Genomic DNA, 21,484 nt, shown 5'->3' on the forward strand with positions numbered 1-21,484 from the left:
CTGAGAATAGTCAGCCAGCGCCAGGATGAAGGTAAGAACAAGCCACTTTATCGCGGCTATTTCTGGCCATGCCGGTGTCGGGGGCGGCTTACAATCTCTCGCGGTACTGATCCAGCACCCTGAACCTACGCCCTGAGCCGAGGAGCGCTTGTTCCCGCCTTCCGCCCCGGACGCCACTCGCGATGAGAGACTGCATGCCGAAAATCTGCGTAGCGAAGGGCCTGTCTGTGGCAAGAGGACTGTCTGTGACTAGAGGACTGTGGCGCACCATCGCCAGCAGCGGGCTGTTGGCCCTGCTGCCCGTGGCCGCCGTTGCCCATGCCAACACCTCAGACACGGTGAGCTCTGCCATTCAGTCGCCTGCTGCTCAGGCATCAGCAAGAGCCTCAACAACAGCGCCTTCAGCCAAAGACTCGCAGACACGCGCCGTCGAGGCCCTGCGCTGGCAATTGAGCGACTTCTTCACTGCCGAAGACAGCGGTCCCGTCAGGGTGCGCATGCCCGACGAGCCACCACTGGGCGCGCCCAGCGAGGCCTCCGTGCAACTCGAGCTGCGTCGCCTGCCCGCCCGCCTGAAAGACTGCTCGGCGCCCCAGCTGAGCCTCAATTCCGCGCGCAGTGACCGCCATGCACCGGGACTCAAACGTCTGCAGCTGCTGTGCGCCAACGGTCAGCAACACATCGTCAGCGTTCGCATGGAACGCTATGCCTGGCGCCAGAGCACGCCACAACCGCTTGCCAGCGGCACCCCGCTGGCACCCGCGAGATTGACGCCGGTACTGACGCCATTGGGCAAGTTGCGTGGCAATGGCTTCGAGAGCGCTGCGGCACTGTCAGGTTTCGAGGTACGCCGCCGCCTTCGCGCCGGCGAGGTCATCACCCGCAACAGTGTGCGCGCCATCCCGCTGGTAGACTTCGGCGATACCGTGACCTATCAGGTCAGCGGCACAGGCTTCAGCATGCAGCGCAGTGCGCGGGCGCTGGAGACTGGGGGGCTCGATGAGCGCATCCGCATCGAACTCGCTCCGGGCGACTGGGTGCGCGCCCGCATCATCGGGCCACGACGGGTAGCGCCATGATGACTTCAGTTGAGTTGAGATTAGCCGCACCGGGCCAACCCGAGTCATCCTGTTGACTGTGCACGCCCAGCCACGACACGCTGACGCACCGGAGAGACATGCTGACGCTCAAAGGCCGACAAGCTTGGTACTGCAAGCCGCCACCCACACCAGATACCTCATTCCTGAGGGACCATATTGCCTGTGTGGGGTAAAGCTTGGGCTGGCATGGCCGATAGTCGGTTCAAGCGCGCAGATGACGCACGCAACCCATCCATGACAGGCTCGTCGTCGAGCCCGGCCCTACGGCCAGAGAGGACAGTCAATGAAGATTGAACATGGCGGCCCGATACAGCGCAGCGACACTCAAGCCCCGCGCGAACTGCGCCCCGAGACGGCCAAGGACACCACCGCCACTACGGCGGCGACCTCCACGGCCGACTCCACTCAGGTCGAGCTTTCCAGCAGCGCGATCGATGCGAGCCAGGACATCGACCAGGCGCGCGTCGACAGCCTCAAGCAAGCCATCGCCGATGGCAGCATCAAGATCGATGTCGACCGCATCGCACAAGGGCTGATCGATGCCTTCGAAGGTGACGCATGACACTCGATGACGCCTCGACGGCCTTGTTGGGCGAGATCTTTTCCGGCCTCGAGCAGGAGCTGAATGACTTCATCGCCCTGCTCGAGGAAGAACAGCGCCTGCTGGGCCAACGCCTGCCGAGCGCGGCGGACCTTGAGGCCTCGCGCGAAGCCAAGCTGGCCAACGCCGCCCGCCTGGAAGCGCTGGAGATCCGCCGACGTAGCTGGCTGAGCAACGCCGGGCTTACCAATGACCCACTGGAACTGCATACGGTGCTCGCCAGCCAGCCGGTACTGGCCACCCAGTGGTGGCATCTGGTGACGCTGACGCGCCGCGCCCAGGCGCGCAATCGCTTAAATGGTGAACTGATCGGTCAGCGCATGGCACTGCACAGCAAGATTCTCGACAGCCTGCATCAACGCTCCCCCGGCCATTACGGCGCCGATGGACGACCTGCGGTGGGAGCCTCACGCCTGAACGTCTCGGCCTGAATGTCCTGGCCAGACTGTCCTGGCCTGAGCGTCCTGGCCTGAGCGTCTTGGCTTGAAGACCCAAGGCGTGAGGCCCGCGGGCTGCACGCCCGACTGTCTTTCCCTTTACTGCCCCGGAAACACGCGAGGCCCGGCATTCTGCCGAGCCTCCAGACACTGCTGCTGCACGCCACTCGCGAGCCAATCAGCCAGTGATCGCCAGCCACTTATCGCCGTCATTCATCATCAGTCATTCAAAACCAGCCCCCTTTCGCTGACAACGCCGCCAGTCACGCGCCTTTCAGACTCTCGACGTCGATCACCAGCTGGATGTCATCCAGATGTGCCGCCGGCTTGAGTACGCCACGCCCATTGCGATAGACCTTCAGCGAGAAAGGCGCCGTCGCCAGCTCTCGGGTGGGCAGGATCAACTTGCCACGCCTCGCCTCGAGCATGGCGCAGCGCTCTTCCAGGCAGAGCATGACCTGCCACTCCCCCGGCGCCCGTGTGAGCGAATAGCGCCAGTGAATCGCCGTGACGCGCGTCCTGTCAGGCGCCATCAGCCCTGAATCACGTACGGCATCTGCCACCGCCAGAGGGCGCATATACCAATGCCCCCGCTGAGCGATGGTCAGCGACTCGACGGACATCATCACCGCAGCGCTGGCCGCCTGCGCCGGCGTGGACAGCGCCGCGGCCCACAGCGCTGCTGCCGTCATCAAGGCCGCCATTGGTGCTGTCCTGCTTCCAGGCTCCACACCCAGCTTCGCTCTCGACACGACTCGCGCTCTGAGCGTCCTCCACCCTGTCGCCACTTGTCTTCTTCTCTGCACCGCTGACTCCTTCAGATCCATCTTGCTGCAGACGCTCGACACACCCCTTGCCGGCGCCTTTCCTGTCGCACGTTTCTGCCTTTGCGGCATGTTGTTGTCTTGCTCATTGGGGAGTCGCGCTGCCCCGGCGTCACGCCGCACGACCCCCGATCATCTGTGTGACCCGCAGCTCGCGGTCATCGGGAATCTCTGCCTGGGACAGCACCGCCAGGCTCTTGAAACGACGACGCAGGAAGCGCCCCACCAAGGGTCGCAGCGCATGCCCGACCACCAATACGCTGGGCTCGCCATTGGCATCCTGCGCGGCGACGGCATTCTCGGCATGCTGCATCAAGGTATCGGCAAGGCCGGGTTCCAGCGCATTGCCGCTGCTCAAGGCCTGCATCAGCACCTGCTCGAGCTGTGCCTCCAGACCGATCACGCGCAAGACGCGCTCGGCGCCGAACCAGTACTGGGTGATGGCGCGCCCGAGCGAGACGCGCACCATGGCAGTCAGGTCATTGGGGTCCTTGCTGTGCGGGGCATGCTCTGCAAGCGCCTCGAGGATGGTACGCATGTCACGAATCGAGACCTCCTCATCCAGCAGGTTGTGCAGGATACGCTGCAGGGTGCCCTGACTGATCAAGGCCGGCACCACTTCCTCCACCAGGCCGCCATCCTGCGGGCCCAGCTTCTCGAGCAGCTTGCTGACCTCACTGCGCCCGAGCAGCTGATCGGCATGGCGGGTCATCAGATGATTGAGGTGGGTCGTGATCACGGTCGGAGTATCGACCACCGTGTAGCCATAGACCTGGGCCTGCTCGCGGGTTTCCGGTTCGATCCAGGTGGCGGCCAGGCCGAAGGCCGGCTCGGTGGTGGCCACGCCCGGCAGCTTGCCGGACACCTTGCCCGGATTGATCGCCAACCAGCGGCCCGGATAGGCCTCGCCCCGCCCGACCTCGGCACCCTTGAGACTGATGACATACTGATTGGGCCCAAGCTCGAGGTTGTCGCGGATATGTACCACCGGCGGCAGGAACCCGATCTCCTGGGCGTACTTGCGACGCACCCCCTTGATGCGCGCCAGCAACTCACCGCCCTGACGCATGTCGACCATCGCGATCAGGCGGTGACCGACCTCCATCGCCAGCGGCTCCACCAGTCGCACGTCATCCCAGCTGGCCTCGCTGACCTCCTGCACGGCCGCCGCAGGCCCGGGCGCCGCCTCTTCCTTCGCCTCGCTGCTGATCTCCTTCTCGCGCTGGGAGGCCCACCAACCAAGCCCCGCCAGCAACAAGGTGAAGAGAATGAAGACCATATTGGGCATGCCCGGTACCAGACCCAGCAGCCCCATCACGCCAGCCGCCAACCACAGTACCTGCGAGCTCTTGAACAGCTGGCCGATCATCTGCTGACCGACGTCTTCATTGGTGTTGACCCGCGACACCATCACGCCCGCAGCGGTCGAGATGACCAGCGACGGAATCTGGGCCACCAGGCCATCGCCGATGGTCAGCAGCGTATAGGTGCGCGCCGCATCGGACATGCTCAGGTCGTGCTGACCGACCCCGATGATCAACCCGCCGATGATATTGACCACCATGATCACCAGCCCCGCCACCGCATCGCCCCGCACGAACTTGCTGGCACCGTCCATCGAACCGAAGAAATCGGATTCCTGCGACACTTCCCGGCGACGCTCGCGCGCCTGATCTTCGCCGATCAGGCCGGCGTTGAGGTCGGCATCGATCGCCATCTGCTTGCCGGGCATGGCATCCAGCGTGAAGCGTGCGCCGACCTCGGCAATACGCCCGGCGCCCTTGGTGATGACCATGAAGTTGATGATGACCAGAATCGAGAACACCACCAGGCCAACGGCGAAGTTGCCGCCGACCAGAAACTGACCGAAGGCCTCGATGACCTTGCCCGCCGAGTCACCGCCATTGTGACCCTCCATCAGCACCACCCGCGTCGAGGCGACATTGAGCGACAGGCGCAGCAAGGTCGAGAACAGCAGCACCGCGGGGAAGGCCGAGAAATCCAGTGGCTTCTGCGCAAACATGCTGACCATCAGGATCATGATCGACAGCGCGATATTGAAGGTGAACAGCAGATCGAGAATGAAGGGCGCCAGCGGCAACACCATCATCGACAGGATCATCATGATCAGCAGCGGCCCGGCGAGCACCTTCAGCTGGCTGGAGGTGTTGAGCCCCACGCGGTCAAACAGTGTCAGCAAGGTATTCATGCAAGCGGCTCATCGATCGTGGAGGGCGTTGCGCGTGCGGCGCAGCGGCCCGGGCTTGGGGAGCAGAAATGGCGGTCAGTCATGGGGTTCGGGCAGCAGCATCGGGCAGCAGCACGGTTATCAAGTTCGGGCCTCAACTTCGATCAGCCACATCGGTCATCAACTTCCGACACGAGGATCCGTCGTCGCATCACCGTCTGCCCCTGGCTTGGCGCTGGGCTGGAACACCGCCCCAGCATCGGCGTCATCAGAATCATGATCAGAAGACATTGCGTGAGAGGGCGGCGCGCCTACGGCTGAAACCTCAAGTTCGGCTGCCGCCCTCCCGTCCTCACGCTCGGTGCCTGGCGGGCCAGTCCCCTCAGCCGCCCCTTGCGCCTCCTCGGGCACCTGATACTCATCGGGAACGGACAGATCTGGCGGCAGACTCGGGTGCAGGCCACCCTGCTGGCGGGCCCGCTTGAGTCGCATCGCCCAGGCCAGCACCTCGGCGATCACCTGATAGAGCGCAATGGGAATTTCCTGCTCGAGATCGACATGGGTGTGCAGGGCACGCGCCAAGGGCGGCGCACTCAGCATCGGTACCCCGTTCGCCTCGCCCACCTCACGAATGCGCAGCGCCACCTCATCACGCCCCTTGGCCACCACCCGCGGCGCGCGCATGTCACCCTCGTGATAGACCAGCGCCACCGAGTAGTGTGTCGGGTTGTTGACGATGACATCGGCAGTGGGCACGGCGCTCATCATGCGCGCGCGCGCCATGGCCTGTTGCTGCTGACGGATGCGTGCCTTGATCTGCGGGTCTCCATCCGTCTCCTTGTGCTCGCGCTTGATCTCCTCGAGGCTCATGCGCAGCTTCTTGGCGTGACTCCACAACTGATACGGAACATCCATCAGCGTCGGCACGATCAGCATCAATATCGCCAGCGCCGTGCAGCGCGCCACGATCGCCAGCGCATCCGCCATGGCGTTGCCCAGCGGCATCATCATCAACGCCATCAATTCCTGGCGCTGGGCATGCAGATACATCACCACCACGCCACCGACCAGTATCGACTTGGCGATGGTCTTGAGCAGCTCGGCCAGCGCCTGCGAGGAGACCATCCTGCCCAGCCCCTTGACGGGATTGAGCTTGCCCAGCGACGGCGCCAGCGACTTGGTGGAGAACATCCAGCCGCCCAGCAGCACCGGGCCGACCAGCGCCAGCACCATCAGCAGGGCGAACAACGGCAACAGTGCCAGCAAGGCCTCCTGGCCCAGCATCAACGCGTTGGCAAGCATCACGCGGCTGTCGAGTGCCTGAGCGCGATCAAAGCCGAACGAGGCACCCAGCACACGCTCCAGGGTATCGCCAAGCGGGCCCGCCAACAGCCACAGACCTGCCGCTCCTCCGCCCAGCAACAGAAAGGTCGCAAGCTCCCGCGAGCGGGGCACCTGCCCTTCCTCGCGGGCCTTCTGTATTCGGTGGGGCGTGGCCTCTTCTGTCTTGTCGTCGCTGCTCTGCTCGTCAGCCACCGGCTACTCCGCTTGCCTGGGATCGCATCTACCTGAACGCCGGGGAGCATGACGCTCGCTCACACTGGCACGCACGGCGAACGCATCATGCCGAGAATGGGGCTCATTGTGGCAAACACAGCAGGGATCAAAGCGAGGAATAGCGCCCAAAAATGCCCTTGCCCGCCTCACGGGACGTGGACGGGCAAGGGCATGACGGTCAGGCCAGGGCATGAAGAACAAGAACCAGCAGGAGCCACTTCAGGGAAGGCGGCTAGAAACCGAGACTATCCAGCAGGTCATCGACCTCGTCCTGACTGGCGACCACCCCCGGCGCATCGGCTCGCACCTGGGGGCCATTGAGCAAGGTGCCAGATAGGGCATCCCCGGCACTGGATGCTGCCTGCTCATCCAGCGCCGAGGCTGAAAGCTCCATTGGCGAAAGCCCCTCAGCGGCCGTTGTGGTAGTGGCCTGCCCGGAAGACGCCAGCGCCGAACGTGCATGGCCCTCCGGCACATTGTCGAGCAGCAACTGCAACAGCTGCATCTCGATCTGCTGGATGACATCCATCATGCGCTTGATCACCTGGCCGGTAAGGTCCTGGAAATCCTGAGCCATCATGATCTCGAGCAATTCGCTGTTGGTGGCGCTGGTCTGATCAGGCACCACAGCCAGATAGGCCCGTGTGTCGATCACCAATTCACGCGCCTGATCCAGAGCCACCGGCTCGGCAAACCAGGCGTCCCAGCGACCACTGAGCGACTTCGCCTTACTGGCCAGAGCATCCTGCAGCGGCTGGGCCCGCTCACAGGCGTTGAGAGCACGATCTGCCGCCTGCTCCGTCTTGCTGGCCACGTAATTGAGGCGATCACGAGCATCGGGGATCGCCTCGGCAGCACGTTCGATCTCGCGATCCAGCCCCAGCTCACGCATGTTGTCGCGCAGCATGCGCGTCAGCTGGCCGATACGCCGAATCAGGTCTTCGCTGCTGTCACCCGCCCTGGTGGGGGTGTCTGCCCCATCGCGCGCCATCACACCAGGATCAGCGCCCGAGGATGACTGGGGTTCAGATGATGATTCCAGATGACTCATGACACCCTCCTTGATGTGACCAACCACGCTGAGCGCGCCAGCCTTGCCTGACCAGCGCGGATCGGTCCGCGCACCGGCTAGCGTGGCCCGATGGCTCAGAGGCCGTGTTTCTCGAAGACCTTGCCCAGCTTCTCTTCCAGCACTGCGGCCGTGAAGGGCTTGACCACATAGCCACTGGCACCGGCCTGGGCAGCGGCGATGATGTTTTCCTTCTTGGCCTCAGCGGTGACCATCAGTACCGGCAGCGTGGCCGTGGCGGGATTGGCACGCACGCGCCTGAGCATCTCGAGCCCATCGAGGTTGGGCATGTTCCAGTCGGAGATCACCAGCTCGAAGCTGCCTTGATTCAGGAACTCCAATGCCTGTTGTCCATCTTCGGCTTCCTCCACATTGGTGAAGCCGAGCTCCTTGAGCAGGTTGCGCACGATCCGACGCATGGTGGGGAAGTCGTCGACGACGAGGATTCGCAGGTTCTTGTCGGCCATCAGCGGTCGGGCTCTCTTGAAGAATCACATGAGGAAACGGCTGAAAATTCAAGCCTTGTGAGAGGGTTATCGGCCACCAGCCAGCAGACTTTACCCTCTGCGCCCATCTTCACCTTGTCGGCGACTCACACCCCACTAACACCCGCTCCGGCAGATCGAGGCGCTCTAGACGCGTTGCGAACGTCCGGCCAGCTGAACCTGGTGGAGCAGCTGCCCACTGATGCGACTCAACGGCAATATGTTTTCCGCGGCCCCGAGCTCGACGGCTTCCCGCGGCATGCCGTAGACCACACAGCTTTGCTCATCCTGGGCGATGGTGTGGGCGCCGGCTTCGCGCATCTGCAACAACCCCCGCGCGCCGTCGCGACCCATGCCGGTGAGGATCACGCCCACCGCATTGCGACCGGCCACCCGCGCCACGGAATCGAACAGCACATCCACCGACGGGCGGTGACGATTGACCGGCGGACGCTGATCGAGGGTGATCACATAGTTGGCCCCGCTGCGCGACAGCGTCAGGTGGGCGTCGCCAGGCGCGATATAAGCATGCCCGGGCAGGATGCGCTCACCGTGCACGGCTTCCTTGACGGCGATGCGACACAGCCCATTGAGGCGCTCGGCGAACGAGCGTGTGAAGCCCGGCGGCATGTGCTGAGTCACCAGAATGGCCGGTGCATCCGCCGGCAACGACTGCAACACCGCGCGTATCGCCTCGGTCCCACCGGTCGAGGCCCCCACCGCGATCAGCTTCTCGCTCGACAGCAATGGCCGGCGGCTGGCAGCAGCGACGACTGGCCTGTCTGCCAGACTGGATGGACAAGGATGGGACTGAGAAAGGCTGGACTGCACCGAATTTGACAGGGGTGAACTGGACAGGGCCTGACTGGACTGGGTCGAATTGGACAGCACCGTGCCGGCCTGTGCACCACCAGCAGATGGCGGCGTCACGGTGCGACCCGCAGGCCGCACACGCGCCCGCGCGGCGGCGCGAATCTTGTCGGCAATCGTCTCGGCATACTCGAGCATCCCGCCACGTATTCCCAGGCGCGGCTTGGAGACGAAATCCACCGCACCCAGCTCCAGCGCACGTAGCGTGATTTCCCCGCCGCGCTCGGTCAGCGAAGACACCATCACTACCGGCATCGGTCGCAGGCGCATCAGGCGCTCGAGGAAGTCCAGCCCATCCATGCGCGGCATTTCCACATCCAGCGTCAGCACATCCGGCTCGTGACGCTTGATCAAGTCTCGCGCGACCAGCGGGTCCGGCGCGGTGGCCACGACCTGCATGTCAGGCTGGGCATTGATGATCTCGGCCATCAACTCACGAATCAGCGCGGAGTCATCGACACACAGCACGCGGATCATGCGCTCCGCCCCTCCCCGGGGCATGCCTGCGCCAGCAGCGGCACTTGAGTTGTAACCTGAGCGTGAACCAGCATTTGATCCTGAGACCGGGCATGACGATGAAGCGGGGGTAGGCATCCAGACACTCCTGGAGAGTGGGTAAGGGAAAGGGAATCATCACCAACCATCACGACGCATCATGCGCCCTCCGTCCGGCGGCGAGACAGGGTATAGACCGTCTGGCCGCGCAGCGTGAAGGCATCATTGAGCCATGAGAAATTCTCGGAATGACCGGCAAACAGCAGTCCATCGGGCTTGAGCATCAGCGCGAAGCGATCCAGCAGGCGTGACTGTGTCTGTTTGTCGAAGTAGATCATCACGTTGCGACAGAAGATCACGTCAAAGCCGCTACCGAGATCCCAGTGGCTGTCCAGCAGGTTCAGGTGGCGAAAGCGCACCAGCTGCCTGATCTCCGGGCGCACTCTCACCAGCCCCTGGCGACTGCCGCTGCCACGCAGCATGAAGCGCTTGCAGCGCTGCTCACCCAGCTTGACGATACGTTCAAACGGGTAGATACCGAGTTCGGCTTCCCGCAGCGCATCCGTGTCGATATCGGTGGCGATCAGCTCGACCTGATTGGCCGCGCCCCCAAGCACCTCGCGCAGCACCATCGCGATGGAATAGGGCTCCTCCCCGGTCGAGGCAGCCGCACACCAGATACGCAACGGTGCTCGCTGCCCCGACGCCTGGCGCTCGCGCAGGAAGTTCTCGAGCATGACGAAGTGATGAGGTTCGCGAAAGAACGCGGTCAGGTTGGTGGTGAGCGCATTGATGAAGGCAGGCCACTCGTCGTGATCACTGCGGCTCAGGGTGGCCTCCAGCATGGTCAGATAGTCATGGAAACGTGTCAGGCCATGCACTCTGAGTCGGCGCGACAGACGGCTGTAGACCATCTCACGCTTGTGACGCGCCAAGACGATTCCGGCCCGCTGATAGATGAGGCGCGCGATGCGCTCGAAGTCGTCATCGGTCATCACCAGGTCCCGTCCGAGGGCATGGGAGGCCGATGACGAGGTGGAGGAGACGCGTGGCGGCGTGAGGTCTGTCACCGTCGCGGACCCTGTGAGCCGCCAGGCACCTGCGCTCGGGCCGCGGCCTGAGCGTGCACAGAAGAAGACTGCTGGGCTGATGCACCCTCTGGCAGGCGCTCGGGAATCTGCTCCGGACCTTCGCCGCCAAAGCGGAAGACGTTGACCGCATGCGACAGACCCGCGACCGACCGCTCGAGATCCTGCGCCAGATGGGCGCTGCTCATCACACGTTGGGCGTTCTGCTGGGTGGCCTGGTCCATCTCGTTGATGGCGGTGTTGATCTGCTCGATGCCGCCACTCTGCTCACGCGAGGCCGAGGAGATCTCGGCGATCAGGTCATTGACCCGCGAGATGCCGGTCACGATCGCCTCCATGGTGCCGCGCGCCGCCTCGACCTGATCACCGCCATCGCTGATCTCCCGCTGGGTGGTGTCGATCAGGGTCTTGATCTCGCGCGCCGCCTCGGCACTGCGAGAGGCCAGATTGCGCACCTCACCGGCCACCACGGCAAAGCCGCGACCATGTTCACCGGCGCGTGCGGCCTCCACCGAGGCGTTGAGGGCCAGCAGGTTGGTCTGGAAGGCGATCGAGTCGATCACCTTGACGATGTCGGCCATCTTTTCAGAGGTGGCGGTAATCCCCTGCATGCGCTCCACCACCGCCTGCATCGCCTCACCACCTTCATTGGAGGAGCGCGTGGCCTGATCAGCCAGTTGCGAGACCTGGATGGCATTGTCGGCATTCTGGCGCACGGTGCCGGTCATCTGCTCCATGCTGGCCGCCGTCTCCTCAAGCGATGCCGCCTGCTGCTCGACCCGCGCCGAGAATTCCTGATTGCCGTGTGCCATGTCGCCAGCGGCAGGCCTGACCACATTGATACCCGCATTGACCTCGCTGACGATGCCGACCAGCGACTTGCGCATGCTGTCCAGTGCTCGTACCAGGCGTGCCATCTCATCATTGCCCGCCAGCGTCATCGACTGGGAAAGATTGCCCGCGGCGATCTGGCGCGCGAAATCCAGGGTGCTGCGCAGCGGCCGAACCAGACTGCGGTAGGTCAGCAGCGCCAACCACAGCGATGCCACGCCCACACCAGCGAAGGCGGCCCACAATTCCCACTGCAGACGCGCATGACTTGCCTCAAGCGCTTGTTGCCGCTGCTCGAGCGTCGCCAGCTGCGCCGCGGGCAGCTCGGCGGCAAGTTGGGTCAGCACGGCACGCGCATGCGCCTGGCTATCGGCCAGCACCTGCAGCAGCTCGCTGCCCATTATGGCTCCGGCCACCAGCGGCAGTGCGGCCAGCAGCGCGATACGCGGCGCCATGCGCCACTGGGTGAGGCGCTTGAAGGCCCCCGTGAGGCCAGCACGCACGATGCGACCCTTGATCAAGCGATAGTCGCGCTTGCCCTGCTTGAGGCCCGCGTAGACCTGCTCGGCCTGGGCGATCTGCTCGCGACTGGCCTTGACGCGCACCGAGGCAAATCCCATCACCTCGCCCTGCTCGATCAGCGGCGTCACACAGGCGTCGACCCAGTAATAGTCGCCATTCTCGCGTCGATTCTTGACCAGTCCCTGCCAGCTCTCGCCTTGCTTGAGCGTCGACCACAGATTCTCGAAGGCGGCTTCTGGCATGTCGGGGTGGCGCACCAGATTGTGCGGCGCACCGATCAAGGCATCACGCGTGAAGCCACTGACCTCGATGAAGACAGAGTTGGCGTAGGTGATGCGTCCCTTGAGATCGGTACGCGAGATCAGGTAGTCATGCTCACCAATGGGGTATTCCCTTGCCGTCACCGGCTGATTGTTTCGCATTGCCCTTGCTTAGCCTCGTACTCGTCACAGCGTGATCGTCATTGACCCGGCGAGACCACTGACCGGCAGCATGACCGTCATTGCCCGGTACAGCCGCCCACGACCTTGTGGTGCACACCTTATCGGCCGCTGTCGGCAGTTCTTGAACGCAAGAACGCCGCTGACCAGAAGGCTAGCGGCGCTCGAGACGAAACGGGGGTAAATGTTCGCGGGATCAGACGGGCGCACACTGCAGGCAACATGCCGCGCCTTGCGTCTGGTTCATGCCGCGAGACAGCAGGTCATGCCGGCTGCGCCGCGGGCTCCATCAGCGCCATTTCATCACTGGTCATCATGTGCTCGATATCCATTATCAGCAGCATGTGATCATTGACGGTCGCCAGCCCCGCCAGGAAGTCACTGTTCATGCGCGCACCGAATTCCGGCGGCGGCAGCACCTGATCGGCCGCAAGGCTGATCACGTCGGAGACGCCATCGACGACGATGCCGACCACGCGCTCACCGATATTGATCACGATCACCACCGTCTGCGCCGTGTATTCGGCCTGGCCCAGTTGAAACTTCAGCCGCAGATCGACGATCGGCACGATGACGCCACGCAGGTTGGTCACGCCCTTGATGAAGGCCGGTGCATTGGCGATGCGCGTGACGTTCTCGTAACCGCGAATCTCCTGCACCTTGAGGATATCCACGGCGTAGTGCTCCTCGCCGAGGCTGAATACCAGGTATTCGCCGCCGTCACTGGTCTTGGAGGCGTGGTCCTGCGCCAGGCCGACATTGGACGTCTGCGCCGCGGCAACTTGAGTGTGAGACATGCTCATCTCCTGTCTGTGATGGGGTAACGCTTCGCGCCGAGGCGCAAGGGGCGAGGATGCGGCCGGTGAATGGCGATCGCCTCAGCTGAAAATGGCGTCCTGGGGCATGGCGGACTCAGTGCCGCCCTCTGCCTGCCTCTGCACCGCTGGCATCAGGTTGGCGAGGCGATGCAGGTCCGAGACATCGAGAATCAGCGATACCCGCCCATCGCCCAGGATCGTCGCCGAAGAGACGCCCGGCACCTTGCGATAATTCCTTTCGAGATTCTTGACCACCACCTGCTGCTGACCGATCAGCTCATCCACCAGTAAGGCGTAGTGGCGCCCCTTGCCCTGCACCACCACCACGATGCCCTGCTCGGGCTGCGTCTGGGCACCGGGTACCGCGAACACCTCATGCAAGGCGACCAGGCTCAGGTATTCATCTCGCACCTTCAGCAAGCGATCATTGCCGACCATGCTGAACAGCATGTCGGCCTGCGGCTGCAACGATTCCACCACCACCGACAGCGGCAGGATGTAGATTTCCTCGCCGACGCGAATGGCCATGCCCTCGAGAATCGCCAGCGTCAGCGGCAGCACGATACGCGTGGTGGTGCCCTGCCCGGTCACGGAGGCAAGCTCCACCTGCCCGCCCAGCGCCTGGATGTTGCGCTTGACCACATCCATGCCGACTCCACGCCCCGAGACGTCACTGACCTGCTCGGCCGTCGAGAAGCCAGGAGCGAAGATCAGCTGCCAGACCTCGTCGTCACTCATGCCATCGCTGACCGCCAGGCCGTTGCTGCGCGCCTTGGCCAGAATGCGCGCACGATCGAGCCCGGCGCCGTCATCCGTTACCTCGATGACGATATTGCCACCCTGATGACGGGCAGACAGCGTCAGGGTGCCGTGGGCGCTCTTGCCGCTTGCCTCACGCACGCCGGGCGATTCGATGCCATGGTCGAGGCTGTTGCGCACCAGATGGGTCAGCGGATCGATGATCCGCTCGATCAGGCTCTTGTCCAGCTCGGTGTCATGCCCCTGACTGACCAGCTCGACCTGCTTGCCCAGCCGCGAGGCAAGGTCGCGAATCAGACGCGGAAACCGCGAGAACACGTAGTCCATCGGCATCATGCGCACCGACATCACCGCTTCCTGCAGATCTCGTGCATTGCGCTGCAGCTGACTGATGCCACTGACCAGTGCTGCCTGATCCGGCGGTGTGGTCGCCGATGCCGTTTGCTCCAGCATCGACTGGGTGATGATCAGCTCACCGACCAGATTGATGATGGTATCGACCTTGTCGACGCCGACGCGGATGGAGCCCTGCTCGGCAGGCGCATCTGTGGTGCGCCGCCCCGATTGACTGCGTCGCTCACCACTCGCCGGGGCAGCGGAAGGGACATCTGCCGAAGAGCCTGTGTCGACTATCGCTTCAGCAGGTGCTGTCTGATCGGCAAGATCGCTTGCCGCATCGGCAGACATGCCATCGGCGACTCCCTCGGCCTGCTCTTTGACCAGCGCTTCAGACAGCGCTTCAACCTGCCCATCAGCGACGCCGTCTCCCATTACGCCATCACCCCCCGCTGATAGAGCAGGTGTCGCGGGCTCGATCAGAATCTGCTCCGGCTCGATAACGAAGCACAGCACCGCTTCGATATCCTCTGCGCTGACCGTGGTACTCACGATGACGCGACATACCTGCTCATCACCGCTGCTGGAGATGACCTCACCTAGGTTGGCCAGTTCTTCGATCAACAGTTCACGCTCGCGGTCGGCGACGAACATCAGAGTGACCGAAAGCAACGGCACACTTGCCTCGACACCGGCCTGTGACTCGACCGTAGGTGGCATTTCCACATCGACGACGGGTCCAGACGCTTCGCCTGACGGCACTGGTGCGCTCGGGGCATCCATCATCGACGACTCCTCGCCCAGCTGCTTGAGCACCGCGACGATATGCGCGTAGGCCTCAGGGTCGGGGGACTGGGCATTGCGATAGGCCGCCAACTGGTCGTCGAGCATGTCCTTTGTCTCCAGAAAGCGATCGATATGCTGAATGCTCAACCGCAACTCGCCACGGCGGGCACGGTCCAGCAGGTTCTCGAGGTGATGGGTGGTGTCCTGCAAGACCGTGAAGCCGAAGGTCGCGGCCCCGCCCTTGATGGAGTGGGCCGCACGAAAGATGGCGTTGAGCTGCTCGGCATCCGGCGCCTCGACATCCAGCGCCAGCAGCAGGCGCTCCATCTCGGCCAGCAGCTCCTGCGCCTCCTCGAAGAAGGTGTCGTAAAACTCACTGATATCCATGCATGTTCTCGCTGGCTGTCATTGCGCTATCACACGGGAAGCGGCGCCGCGTCGGTTCTTACGTCAGCCGCCTTGAGCGCACTCAGCTGTCCAGCCCGGAGGCGACGGGGCTGTCGATGACTGGACTGCCAGCGACGGGATTCGTCACGCGCACCGGGCTTGCCAGTTGCTCGAGACGCTCGCGCAGGCTGTTGATGTCCTCGGCGGGCTGTGGATTGACGCCGTTGCTGTCGGTGATATCGCGATAGGCCGACTGGCTGAGCACCATCAGGCTGATGCGACGATTGATGGCGGCCTCGGGATTCTGGCTGTCGAGGCTGATGCGCGAGCCCATGCCGACCACGCGCACGATGCGCTCATAGGGCAGCCCACTGTTGCCGAGCACGCGGCGGGCGGCATTGGCGCGATCGGTGGAGAGCTCCCAGTTGCCGTAGCCGCCTTCGCCGACGAAGGGGCGATTGTCGGTATGCCCGGTGATGCTCAGATGATTGGGCAGCCGCTTGAGAATCGGCGCCAGCAAGCCAAGCAGCTGCGAAAGCTGTGGCGAAGGTTGCTTGCTGCCCAACGCGAACATCGGGTGCTGATCGCTATCGGTGATCTGGATACGCAAGCCTTCGGAGGTCAGCTCGATCTGCAGCTGTTCTCGCAGTTCGGCCAGGTCCGCGTCATCGGCCATGCGCTGCGCCATGGTGGTGTCGATCTCGTCGCGAAGGGCGGCCATGCGAGAATCATCGGCCAGCGCCTGACGCTGCAGGCGTTGCAGATCAGCGCCCTTCTCGCCCTGGGTCTGCTCGGCCATGAAGCCGCCGCCGGGAATGGCACTGCTGGAGGCCGAACTGCGATCGCCCCCCAGCAGCGAGACTTCCAGCGGCGCACCGAAATAATCGGAGATTTCCCGCAGGTCCTCATCCGAGGCATTCGAGATCACCCACATGACCAGGAAGAAGGCCATCATCGCGGTCATGAAGTCGGCGTAGGCGATCTTCCAGCCACCGCCATGATGGCCTTTGACGATACGCGGCCGCTTGATGACGATGGGTCTGCGCTCTTCACTCATCGAGACCTCCGGTCTTCAATCCAGAGACACCCACCGGCTCTAGCACGACGGCCTGCGACACCTGTGCCACTGACACGCAGGTGACGGACACACTCGCGAGAGACGCACTTGCGACTGACGCACTTGCGAGAAACAGCAACGTCATATCAGCCCGCACCCTTGTTCTTGATCTCGCGCACATGCTCTTCCAGCTCGTTGAAACTGGGACGCTCGGCGGTGAACAACGCCTTGCGGCCGAATTCCACCGCGACCTGCGGGGCATAGCCATTGAGCGAAGCCATCAGGATGACGCGAATGCACTGCATCATCTTCACGGCCTCATGCACCTCGTGCTGGATCTTGTTGGCGACCGGCGTGACGAAGCCATAGGCCAGCAGGATGCCGAGGAAGGTGCCGACCATGGCATTGGCGATCAACACGCCCAGCTGGGCGGCGCCCTGGTCTGCCGAGGCCAGCGCATGCACCACCCCCATCACGGCAGCGACGATACCGAAGGCCGGCAGGCCATCGGCCACCGCCGAGAGAGAATGCACCGGAATCTCGGTCTCGTGCTTGAAGGTCTCGATCTCGTGCTCCATCAGCGACTCGAGCTCGAAGGGGTCCATGTTGCCGCTTACCATCAGGCGCAGGTAGTCGGTGATGAAATTCATCAGAATGGGGTCGGAGAGCAGGCGAGGATACTCGGCGAACAAGGCGCTTTCCTGCGGGTTGTCGATGTCCTGCTCGATCGCCAGCATGCCCTGCTGACGGGCACGCGACAGCAGCAGATACAGCAGCCCGATGACTTCCATGTACAGGGACTTGTTGTAGCCACGCGTGCGTTTCAACTTCGAGAATGCCTTGCCGGTGGCCTTGATGGCCTTGCCGTTGTTGCCGGCCAGAAAGGCGCCGACGGCAGAGCCACAGATGATGAGCAATTCCGCTGGCTGCAACAGCACCGCCAGGTGCCCGCCCACCATCAGATACCCGCCCAGGGTGGACCCGATGACCACTAGATAGCCTATGAACAACAACACAATAACCCCCTTGGCATTCGGTCAACGTCGCTTGAATCTGACTATCGGCGTCGCTGAGCATGTCTTTAGGGTCACGGCGGAATATTCGTTGAGGCCGCCGCTGTAGCAAGGGCCGTTGTTGAAACAGTCATGATCGAAACAGTCATGATCGAAACAGTCATGGTCGAAACAGTCGGCATCGAGACAGGCGAGCGATCAATGGTGCACAACGCAAGAAGGCTTGCCCGGGGATGGGCAAGCCTTCTGGTCTTTGCACGCTCGTCTTGCTCGTTCGCCTGACGCAATCTCAGCGCCTTCACTGACACGAGACAGCTATCAGCCGAGACTGGCGACGGCTGCCGACTGCTCCAATGCCATTTCTTCACGAGCCTTGCGACGGGCGGCCGTCTTGCCGGCACGCGATGGCGGCTGACAGATGCCACACACGTAATCATGTGATGGCGTATGGGCGTGCACCACGAAATGGCCGCTGCAGGTCTTGCAGCTGGCCACTTCCAGCAGATCACTTTCGAAAAAGCGCACCAGTGTCCAGGCGCGCGTCAGCGCCAGCACCGGCTCATCTTCGCCGACATGCTCCAGATAGAAGCGATAGGCCTTGACGAAGGCATTCATGCGCGACGCGCCCTGCGCCTTTAGTCGACGATAGAAACCGTGGAACAGCGATGCATGCAGATTGGGCTGCCAGGTCATGAACCAGTCGGTGGAAAACGGCAGCATGCCCTTGGGCGGCGAGACGCCCCGAACTTCCTTGTACAGCTTGACCAGACGCGCGCGGCTGATCTCCGTTTCCGTCTCGAGCACCTGCAGGCGGGCACCCAGTTCGATCAACTCTACTGCCAACTGCAGCTGCTGCAGTTCATCGACGAGACTTTTCTGGGTCATCCGCTGACTCCCCCCTGCCGGAGTCCAGCGTCGTTCTGGCGCGCGTTCAGCAACATGGCAGTGTGCATCGCACTGAAATCCTGGTCGCGCCCGCCCTGCAAGACTCCCTTGAGCTGTGAGGCATCATCCAATGCCAGCTCGCACAACAGTTGATTACAGGACGATAACGACACCAGCTGACTGACACTCATGCCAGACAAAAGATCCGCCATCTCTTGATCGAGACCCAGGCGTACCAGCGCCATTTCCGTATCTTCGACCAACAAGCGCTGCACAAGCAGAAGATACGACAGATTGACACTCTGTATATCATTGAGCAGTGAGGACATCATGATTCCCTGAGTGGTCTGATCGTCCCGAGCTACCGCCAACCCTGGCGCTCGACCGTCATTCCTTATGGTTTTGATGTGATGAAACGCAATACTCACGGCGCCGGACCAGTGGCGCCATGCGGGGCAGTGACTTCATGACCAGATGAGCCACCCACATTAAGATGGCGATTCTAATACTTAATCACGTAATGGACCAGACTCTTCATCAACATTTTTTTACATACCGCTACGCTATATGCACAAAAACTGCATCAAGCCGCCGAAATGGCAGCAAGGTGTGTCAGAAAAGCTCTCAATCTTGTCTTCAAGACGACTTGCATAATCACGATGCACCAGATTTGTCATACAAAGCAATAGCAAGCGGATAGTGCGCACAGTGTGTGGCATTTTCGTGAAAGGCAGCCCTGCCTCTTACCCGACACCGAGGGCATACCTTGTACAATATCGAGCAATGGCCCCGAACGGGCCGGCAACAGGCAGCAAGTTATCCCTGCGTAAAAGCGAGAGATAATGAAATGGCAGCACTTGACCAAGACGGGCCAACTGCTATTTCAACGCAATGAGAGGCCCCACCAGCGACTCACCGAAATGGGCTTCTCTCGCCGCTTGAACAGAATAAAAACACAGGATATGAGGGTCATGACACAAACAACCTGCAGGATCGAGCCGTATCTCCATGCTGACTCTCGGCGGAGTTACAATACTGCCTCCACGCAAGCAGTGCGCCTGAGTGACGATTTATTTAAATATTATAAATAAATTATATTTCTCGATATCATGGACTATGGCATGACGCCTGAAATGTCATTTCATACCCCCATAGTCATCATGCTGGGGCATGCCAAAAAAACATTCGCCAAGGCTCAATGAGCAAGAATCGTACAAGGATGAACATCATCCTGCAGGGCAGGACATTCGAGGATTTCACTCGGAAGGCGTCTTCCGTGAGCGATGCCCCTCTGCCCATAGCTCGGCGATCTTGACGACGACCTGCATCAAGGCTGTAGGCAATTCCTTGCGTGCCGGCAGGCCGGTGGCCAGCATTTCGACCAGCTCGGGCATTTCATGCACGCTCAGACCCAGCGCCCTGGCCCGCTGCTGGATGCGCTGCCCCAGCCTCTCACCCTGGGTATGCATGAAATCCATCGCTTGCTCTGCTGTGGCCCGGGGGGCATCGACAGGAGTGTCATCAGAAGGCGCGGGCGAGTCATGATCACGCACTGAATCGATGGGACGCACGTGCACCCTGGGCGCCATCCCGGCCAGACCTTGCGCGAGCACATGCTGCATCTCGCGCAAGGTGGCTTCATGATCGCCAGCGTTGCTGGAAGGTTGCGTCAGTCGCTCGATCTCGACCACCAATGCCACAGGCGCAGCGAGCTGATACCAGGTCAGGTTCAGTGCGAGCGTTGCCCGCGCGGCAGTATCACCGCTCTCACTGCTCTTGCTCTCCTCACCACCCTCACTTTCCGCACTACCGGACGCTGGCGCCTGCCCTTCGCCCTGTTCTGCATTGTCCTTCGCGGCAAGGTTTTCCTGCTCGGAAGTCACCTGTGGCTTGCGATCGCTGCTCTCCTCGTCATCGCTGCCGCCTGCCACCAATGTCAGCAACATCTTCCACTGTTGAGCCTCGCCGTGATCACTGCGGCGGCTGTCGGGTGTGGCGTCATGCGCAGACATGGGCGTCACGGCCAATGGCGCTGTACGTCGCTCCTCCTCATCCCGCGAGCGATGCCGATAAGGCGGCCCCGGGAAATAGAGACTGAAGAAGACATGCAGGCCGGGCATCAACAAGCCCTGCCAATTGAAGGGCTGACCCAGAATCAACAACAGCTGTTGCTGCACCAGCCCGCTGGCGAGCGCATCCGAACGAGACACTTCAGAGGCGGCAGGTTGAGCGACGCCCAATTGCATGTTGGCGCGATAGGCACCCAGCGCACTGGCTTCATGGGCGCTGACGCCCTGTCGGGCCACGTCCACACTACCTGGCGGCAACAGCATGTCACTGCGCGGCCGTGCCATGCCTGCGCGCGCCTCACGGCGCAGCTCTTCTCGCATGTCTCGCATGCGCCAGACAAAGGCGTCCTCGCGCGTCTCTTCCCAGGGGGTGAAGCGCGCCTCCGCAAGCACCGGCCATTGCCGCCAGGCCAACAGAGCCTCCAACCTGGCATTGGCAAGCTGAGGGTGCCCGGCGAGGTCAGCCAAACCCAGGCGATTGTCGACCCAGGCGAGCAGGTCCGCCTCGTAGAAGAGCCCGCTCTGGTGCATCTGCTGGCTCAAGGCCGCCGACAGGCTCAGAAGCGATGCGTTGGGCAGCGCAATGGGGGCCAGAAAGCCGGGCAAGGGATGGCCGCTGGCAAGTAGAGAAGCTAGCGTCTGCCCTTCCGGCAGCGCCAACCCGACCCGCGCAGAGGCTGAGCCGCTGGCTACCAGCTGCGACAGGGCGTCGAGCAAACGCGATATCATCTGAGTCTGCGTCGTCAGTTCGACGGAAGCACCAGACGATGCAAGAGAAGAGGAAGATGACGCGGGGACGCCGATTGGAGAAGTGGAAGCTTGCGAGGCTGACAGCAATGCTGCGCTGGCATTCGATGACGAAGACGC

Annotated in this window: 18 protein-coding genes; 3 read left to right on the forward strand and 15 right to left on the reverse strand. The window is 62.5% G+C overall.

What is annotated here, in order from left to right; translation table 11 throughout:
- Window positions 1-245 precede the first annotated feature (245 nt).
- The 3 genes from flgA (at window position 246) to CLAM6_RS09190 (ending at window position 2,132) form a co-directional block, all read left to right on the forward strand.
- Window positions 246-1,079, forward strand: a complete 834-nt coding sequence (flgA, locus tag CLAM6_RS09180) for a flagellar basal body P-ring formation chaperone FlgA (protein WP_172978673.1) — start codon at window positions 246-248, stop codon at window positions 1,077-1,079.
- Between the two features lie 304 nt (window positions 1,080-1,383).
- A complete protein-coding gene (flgM, locus tag CLAM6_RS09185; protein ID WP_153635828.1) occupies window positions 1,384-1,662 on the forward strand; it encodes a flagellar biosynthesis anti-sigma factor FlgM in 279 nt (92 codons plus the stop codon).
- Entirely contained in the window at window positions 1,659-2,132 is a 474-nt protein-coding gene (locus CLAM6_RS09190) for a flagella synthesis protein FlgN (protein WP_153635829.1), read from the forward strand. The genes flgM and CLAM6_RS09190 overlap by 4 nt, the downstream gene beginning before the upstream one ends.
- 269 nt (window positions 2,133-2,401) lie before the next feature.
- Here the strand turns inward: CLAM6_RS09190 and CLAM6_RS17750 are convergent, their stop codons facing one another.
- The 15 genes from CLAM6_RS17750 to CLAM6_RS09265 all read right to left on the reverse strand — a co-directional run bounded on the left by CLAM6_RS17750 (window position 2,402) and on the right by CLAM6_RS09265 (window position 21,346).
- Window positions 2,402-2,842, reverse strand: a complete 441-nt coding sequence (locus tag CLAM6_RS17750) for a flagellar protein FlhE (protein WP_172978674.1) — start codon at window positions 2,840-2,842, stop codon at window positions 2,402-2,404.
- Window positions 2,843-3,074: 232 nt separating this feature from the next.
- A complete protein-coding gene (gene flhA / locus CLAM6_RS09200; protein WP_153635831.1) occupies window positions 3,075-5,171 on the reverse strand; it encodes a flagellar biosynthesis protein FlhA in 2,097 nt (698 codons plus the stop codon).
- A gap of 159 nt (window positions 5,172-5,330) precedes the next feature.
- On the reverse strand, window positions 5,331-6,686 hold the full coding sequence (gene flhB, locus CLAM6_RS09205) for a flagellar biosynthesis protein FlhB (RefSeq protein ID WP_153635832.1): 1,356 nt from the start codon (window positions 6,684-6,686) through the stop codon (window positions 5,331-5,333).
- Window positions 6,687-6,939: 253 nt separating this feature from the next.
- The gene (cheZ, locus tag CLAM6_RS09210; RefSeq protein WP_153636876.1) at window positions 6,940-7,698 is read right to left on the reverse strand and encodes a protein phosphatase CheZ; all 759 of its coding nucleotides are present in this window, start codon (window positions 7,696-7,698) and stop codon (window positions 6,940-6,942) included.
- A 155-nt stretch (window positions 7,699-7,853) separates the two neighbouring features.
- On the reverse strand, window positions 7,854-8,243 hold the full coding sequence (cheY, locus tag CLAM6_RS09215) for a chemotaxis response regulator CheY (protein WP_131432094.1): 390 nt from the start codon (window positions 8,241-8,243) through the stop codon (window positions 7,854-7,856).
- 165 nt (window positions 8,244-8,408) lie between these two features.
- Window positions 8,409-9,608, reverse strand: a complete 1,200-nt coding sequence (locus CLAM6_RS09220; RefSeq protein ID WP_153635833.1) for a protein-glutamate methylesterase/protein-glutamine glutaminase — start codon at window positions 9,606-9,608, stop codon at window positions 8,409-8,411.
- Between the two features lie 176 nt (window positions 9,609-9,784).
- A complete protein-coding gene (locus tag CLAM6_RS09225) occupies window positions 9,785-10,621 on the reverse strand; it encodes a CheR family methyltransferase (RefSeq protein WP_153635834.1) in 837 nt (278 codons plus the stop codon).
- A gap of 71 nt (window positions 10,622-10,692) precedes the next feature.
- Complete coding sequence (locus CLAM6_RS09230) at window positions 10,693-12,489, reverse strand: PAS domain-containing methyl-accepting chemotaxis protein (protein WP_153635835.1); 1,797 nt, start codon at window positions 12,487-12,489, stop codon at window positions 10,693-10,695.
- A 281-nt stretch (window positions 12,490-12,770) separates the two neighbouring features.
- A complete protein-coding gene (locus tag CLAM6_RS09235; RefSeq protein ID WP_378080065.1) occupies window positions 12,771-13,304 on the reverse strand; it encodes a chemotaxis protein CheW in 534 nt (177 codons plus the stop codon).
- A gap of 81 nt (window positions 13,305-13,385) precedes the next feature.
- Window positions 13,386-15,593 (reverse strand): chemotaxis protein CheA, encoded by a 2,208-nt coding sequence (cheA, locus tag CLAM6_RS09240; RefSeq protein ID WP_153635837.1) that lies wholly within the window; start codon window positions 15,591-15,593, stop codon window positions 13,386-13,388.
- Between the two features lie 82 nt (window positions 15,594-15,675).
- A complete protein-coding gene (motB, locus tag CLAM6_RS09245) occupies window positions 15,676-16,650 on the reverse strand; it encodes a flagellar motor protein MotB (protein WP_153635838.1) in 975 nt (324 codons plus the stop codon).
- A gap of 146 nt (window positions 16,651-16,796) precedes the next feature.
- On the reverse strand, window positions 16,797-17,666 hold the full coding sequence (motA, locus tag CLAM6_RS09250) for a flagellar motor stator protein MotA (RefSeq protein WP_131432100.1): 870 nt from the start codon (window positions 17,664-17,666) through the stop codon (window positions 16,797-16,799).
- Between the two features lie 315 nt (window positions 17,667-17,981).
- On the reverse strand, window positions 17,982-18,548 hold the full coding sequence (gene flhC / locus CLAM6_RS09255) for a flagellar transcriptional regulator FlhC (RefSeq protein WP_153635839.1): 567 nt from the start codon (window positions 18,546-18,548) through the stop codon (window positions 17,982-17,984).
- A complete protein-coding gene (gene flhD / locus CLAM6_RS09260) occupies window positions 18,545-18,877 on the reverse strand; it encodes a flagellar transcriptional regulator FlhD (protein WP_166018115.1) in 333 nt (110 codons plus the stop codon). Before flhD ends, flhC begins: the two co-directional genes overlap by 4 nt.
- 927 nt (window positions 18,878-19,804) lie before the next feature.
- On the reverse strand, window positions 19,805-21,346 hold the full coding sequence (locus CLAM6_RS09265) for a hypothetical protein (protein ID WP_153635841.1): 1,542 nt from the start codon (window positions 21,344-21,346) through the stop codon (window positions 19,805-19,807).
- Between the last annotated feature and the right edge of the window lie 138 nt (window positions 21,347-21,484).

Origin of the sequence: Cobetia sp. AM6, assembly GCF_009617955.1 — a bacterium.
Classification (GTDB): domain Bacteria; phylum Pseudomonadota; class Gammaproteobacteria; order Pseudomonadales; family Halomonadaceae; genus Cobetia; species Cobetia amphilecti.

What these genes read in the sequence shown, in the direction of transcription:
- flhA (WP_153635831.1), bottom strand. Translation starts at nt 5,171, where the DNA reads ATGAATACCTTGCTGACACTGTTTGACCGCGTGGGGCTCAACACCTCC.
- CLAM6_RS09220 (WP_153635833.1), bottom strand. Translation starts at nt 9,608, where the DNA reads ATGATCCGCGTGCTGTGTGTCGATGACTCCGCGCTGATTCGTGAGTTG.
- CLAM6_RS09265 (WP_153635841.1), bottom strand. Translation starts at nt 21,346, where the DNA reads ATGATATCGCGTTTGCTCGACGCCCTGTCGCAGCTGGTAGCCAGCGGC.
- CLAM6_RS09235 (WP_378080065.1), bottom strand. Translation starts at nt 13,304, where the DNA reads ATGTCTCACACTCAAGTTGCCGCGGCGCAGACGTCCAATGTCGGCCTG.
- CLAM6_RS17750 (WP_172978674.1), bottom strand. Translation starts at nt 2,842, where the DNA reads ATGGCGGCCTTGATGACGGCAGCAGCGCTGTGGGCCGCGGCGCTGTCC.
- motB (WP_153635838.1), bottom strand. Translation starts at nt 16,650, where the DNA reads ATGAGTGAAGAGCGCAGACCCATCGTCATCAAGCGGCCGCGTATCGTC.
- CLAM6_RS09230 (WP_153635835.1), bottom strand. Translation starts at nt 12,489, where the DNA reads ATGCGAAACAATCAGCCGGTGACGGCAAGGGAATACCCCATTGGTGAG.
- CLAM6_RS09190 (WP_153635829.1), top strand. Translation starts at nt 1,659, where the DNA reads ATGACACTCGATGACGCCTCGACGGCCTTGTTGGGCGAGATCTTTTCC.
- flhD (WP_166018115.1), bottom strand. Translation starts at nt 18,877, where the DNA reads ATGTCCTCACTGCTCAATGATATACAGAGTGTCAATCTGTCGTATCTT.
- CLAM6_RS09225 (WP_153635834.1), bottom strand. Translation starts at nt 10,621, where the DNA reads ATGACCGATGACGACTTCGAGCGCATCGCGCGCCTCATCTATCAGCGG.
- flhC (WP_153635839.1), bottom strand. Translation starts at nt 18,548, where the DNA reads ATGACCCAGAAAAGTCTCGTCGATGAACTGCAGCAGCTGCAGTTGGCA.
- cheY (WP_131432094.1), bottom strand. Translation starts at nt 8,243, where the DNA reads ATGGCCGACAAGAACCTGCGAATCCTCGTCGTCGACGACTTCCCCACC.
- cheA (WP_153635837.1), bottom strand. Translation starts at nt 15,593, where the DNA reads ATGGATATCAGTGAGTTTTACGACACCTTCTTCGAGGAGGCGCAGGAG.
- cheZ (WP_153636876.1), bottom strand. Translation starts at nt 7,698, where the DNA reads ATGGCGCGCGATGGGGCAGACACCCCCACCAGGGCGGGTGACAGCAGC.
- flgM (WP_153635828.1), top strand. Translation starts at nt 1,384, where the DNA reads ATGAAGATTGAACATGGCGGCCCGATACAGCGCAGCGACACTCAAGCC.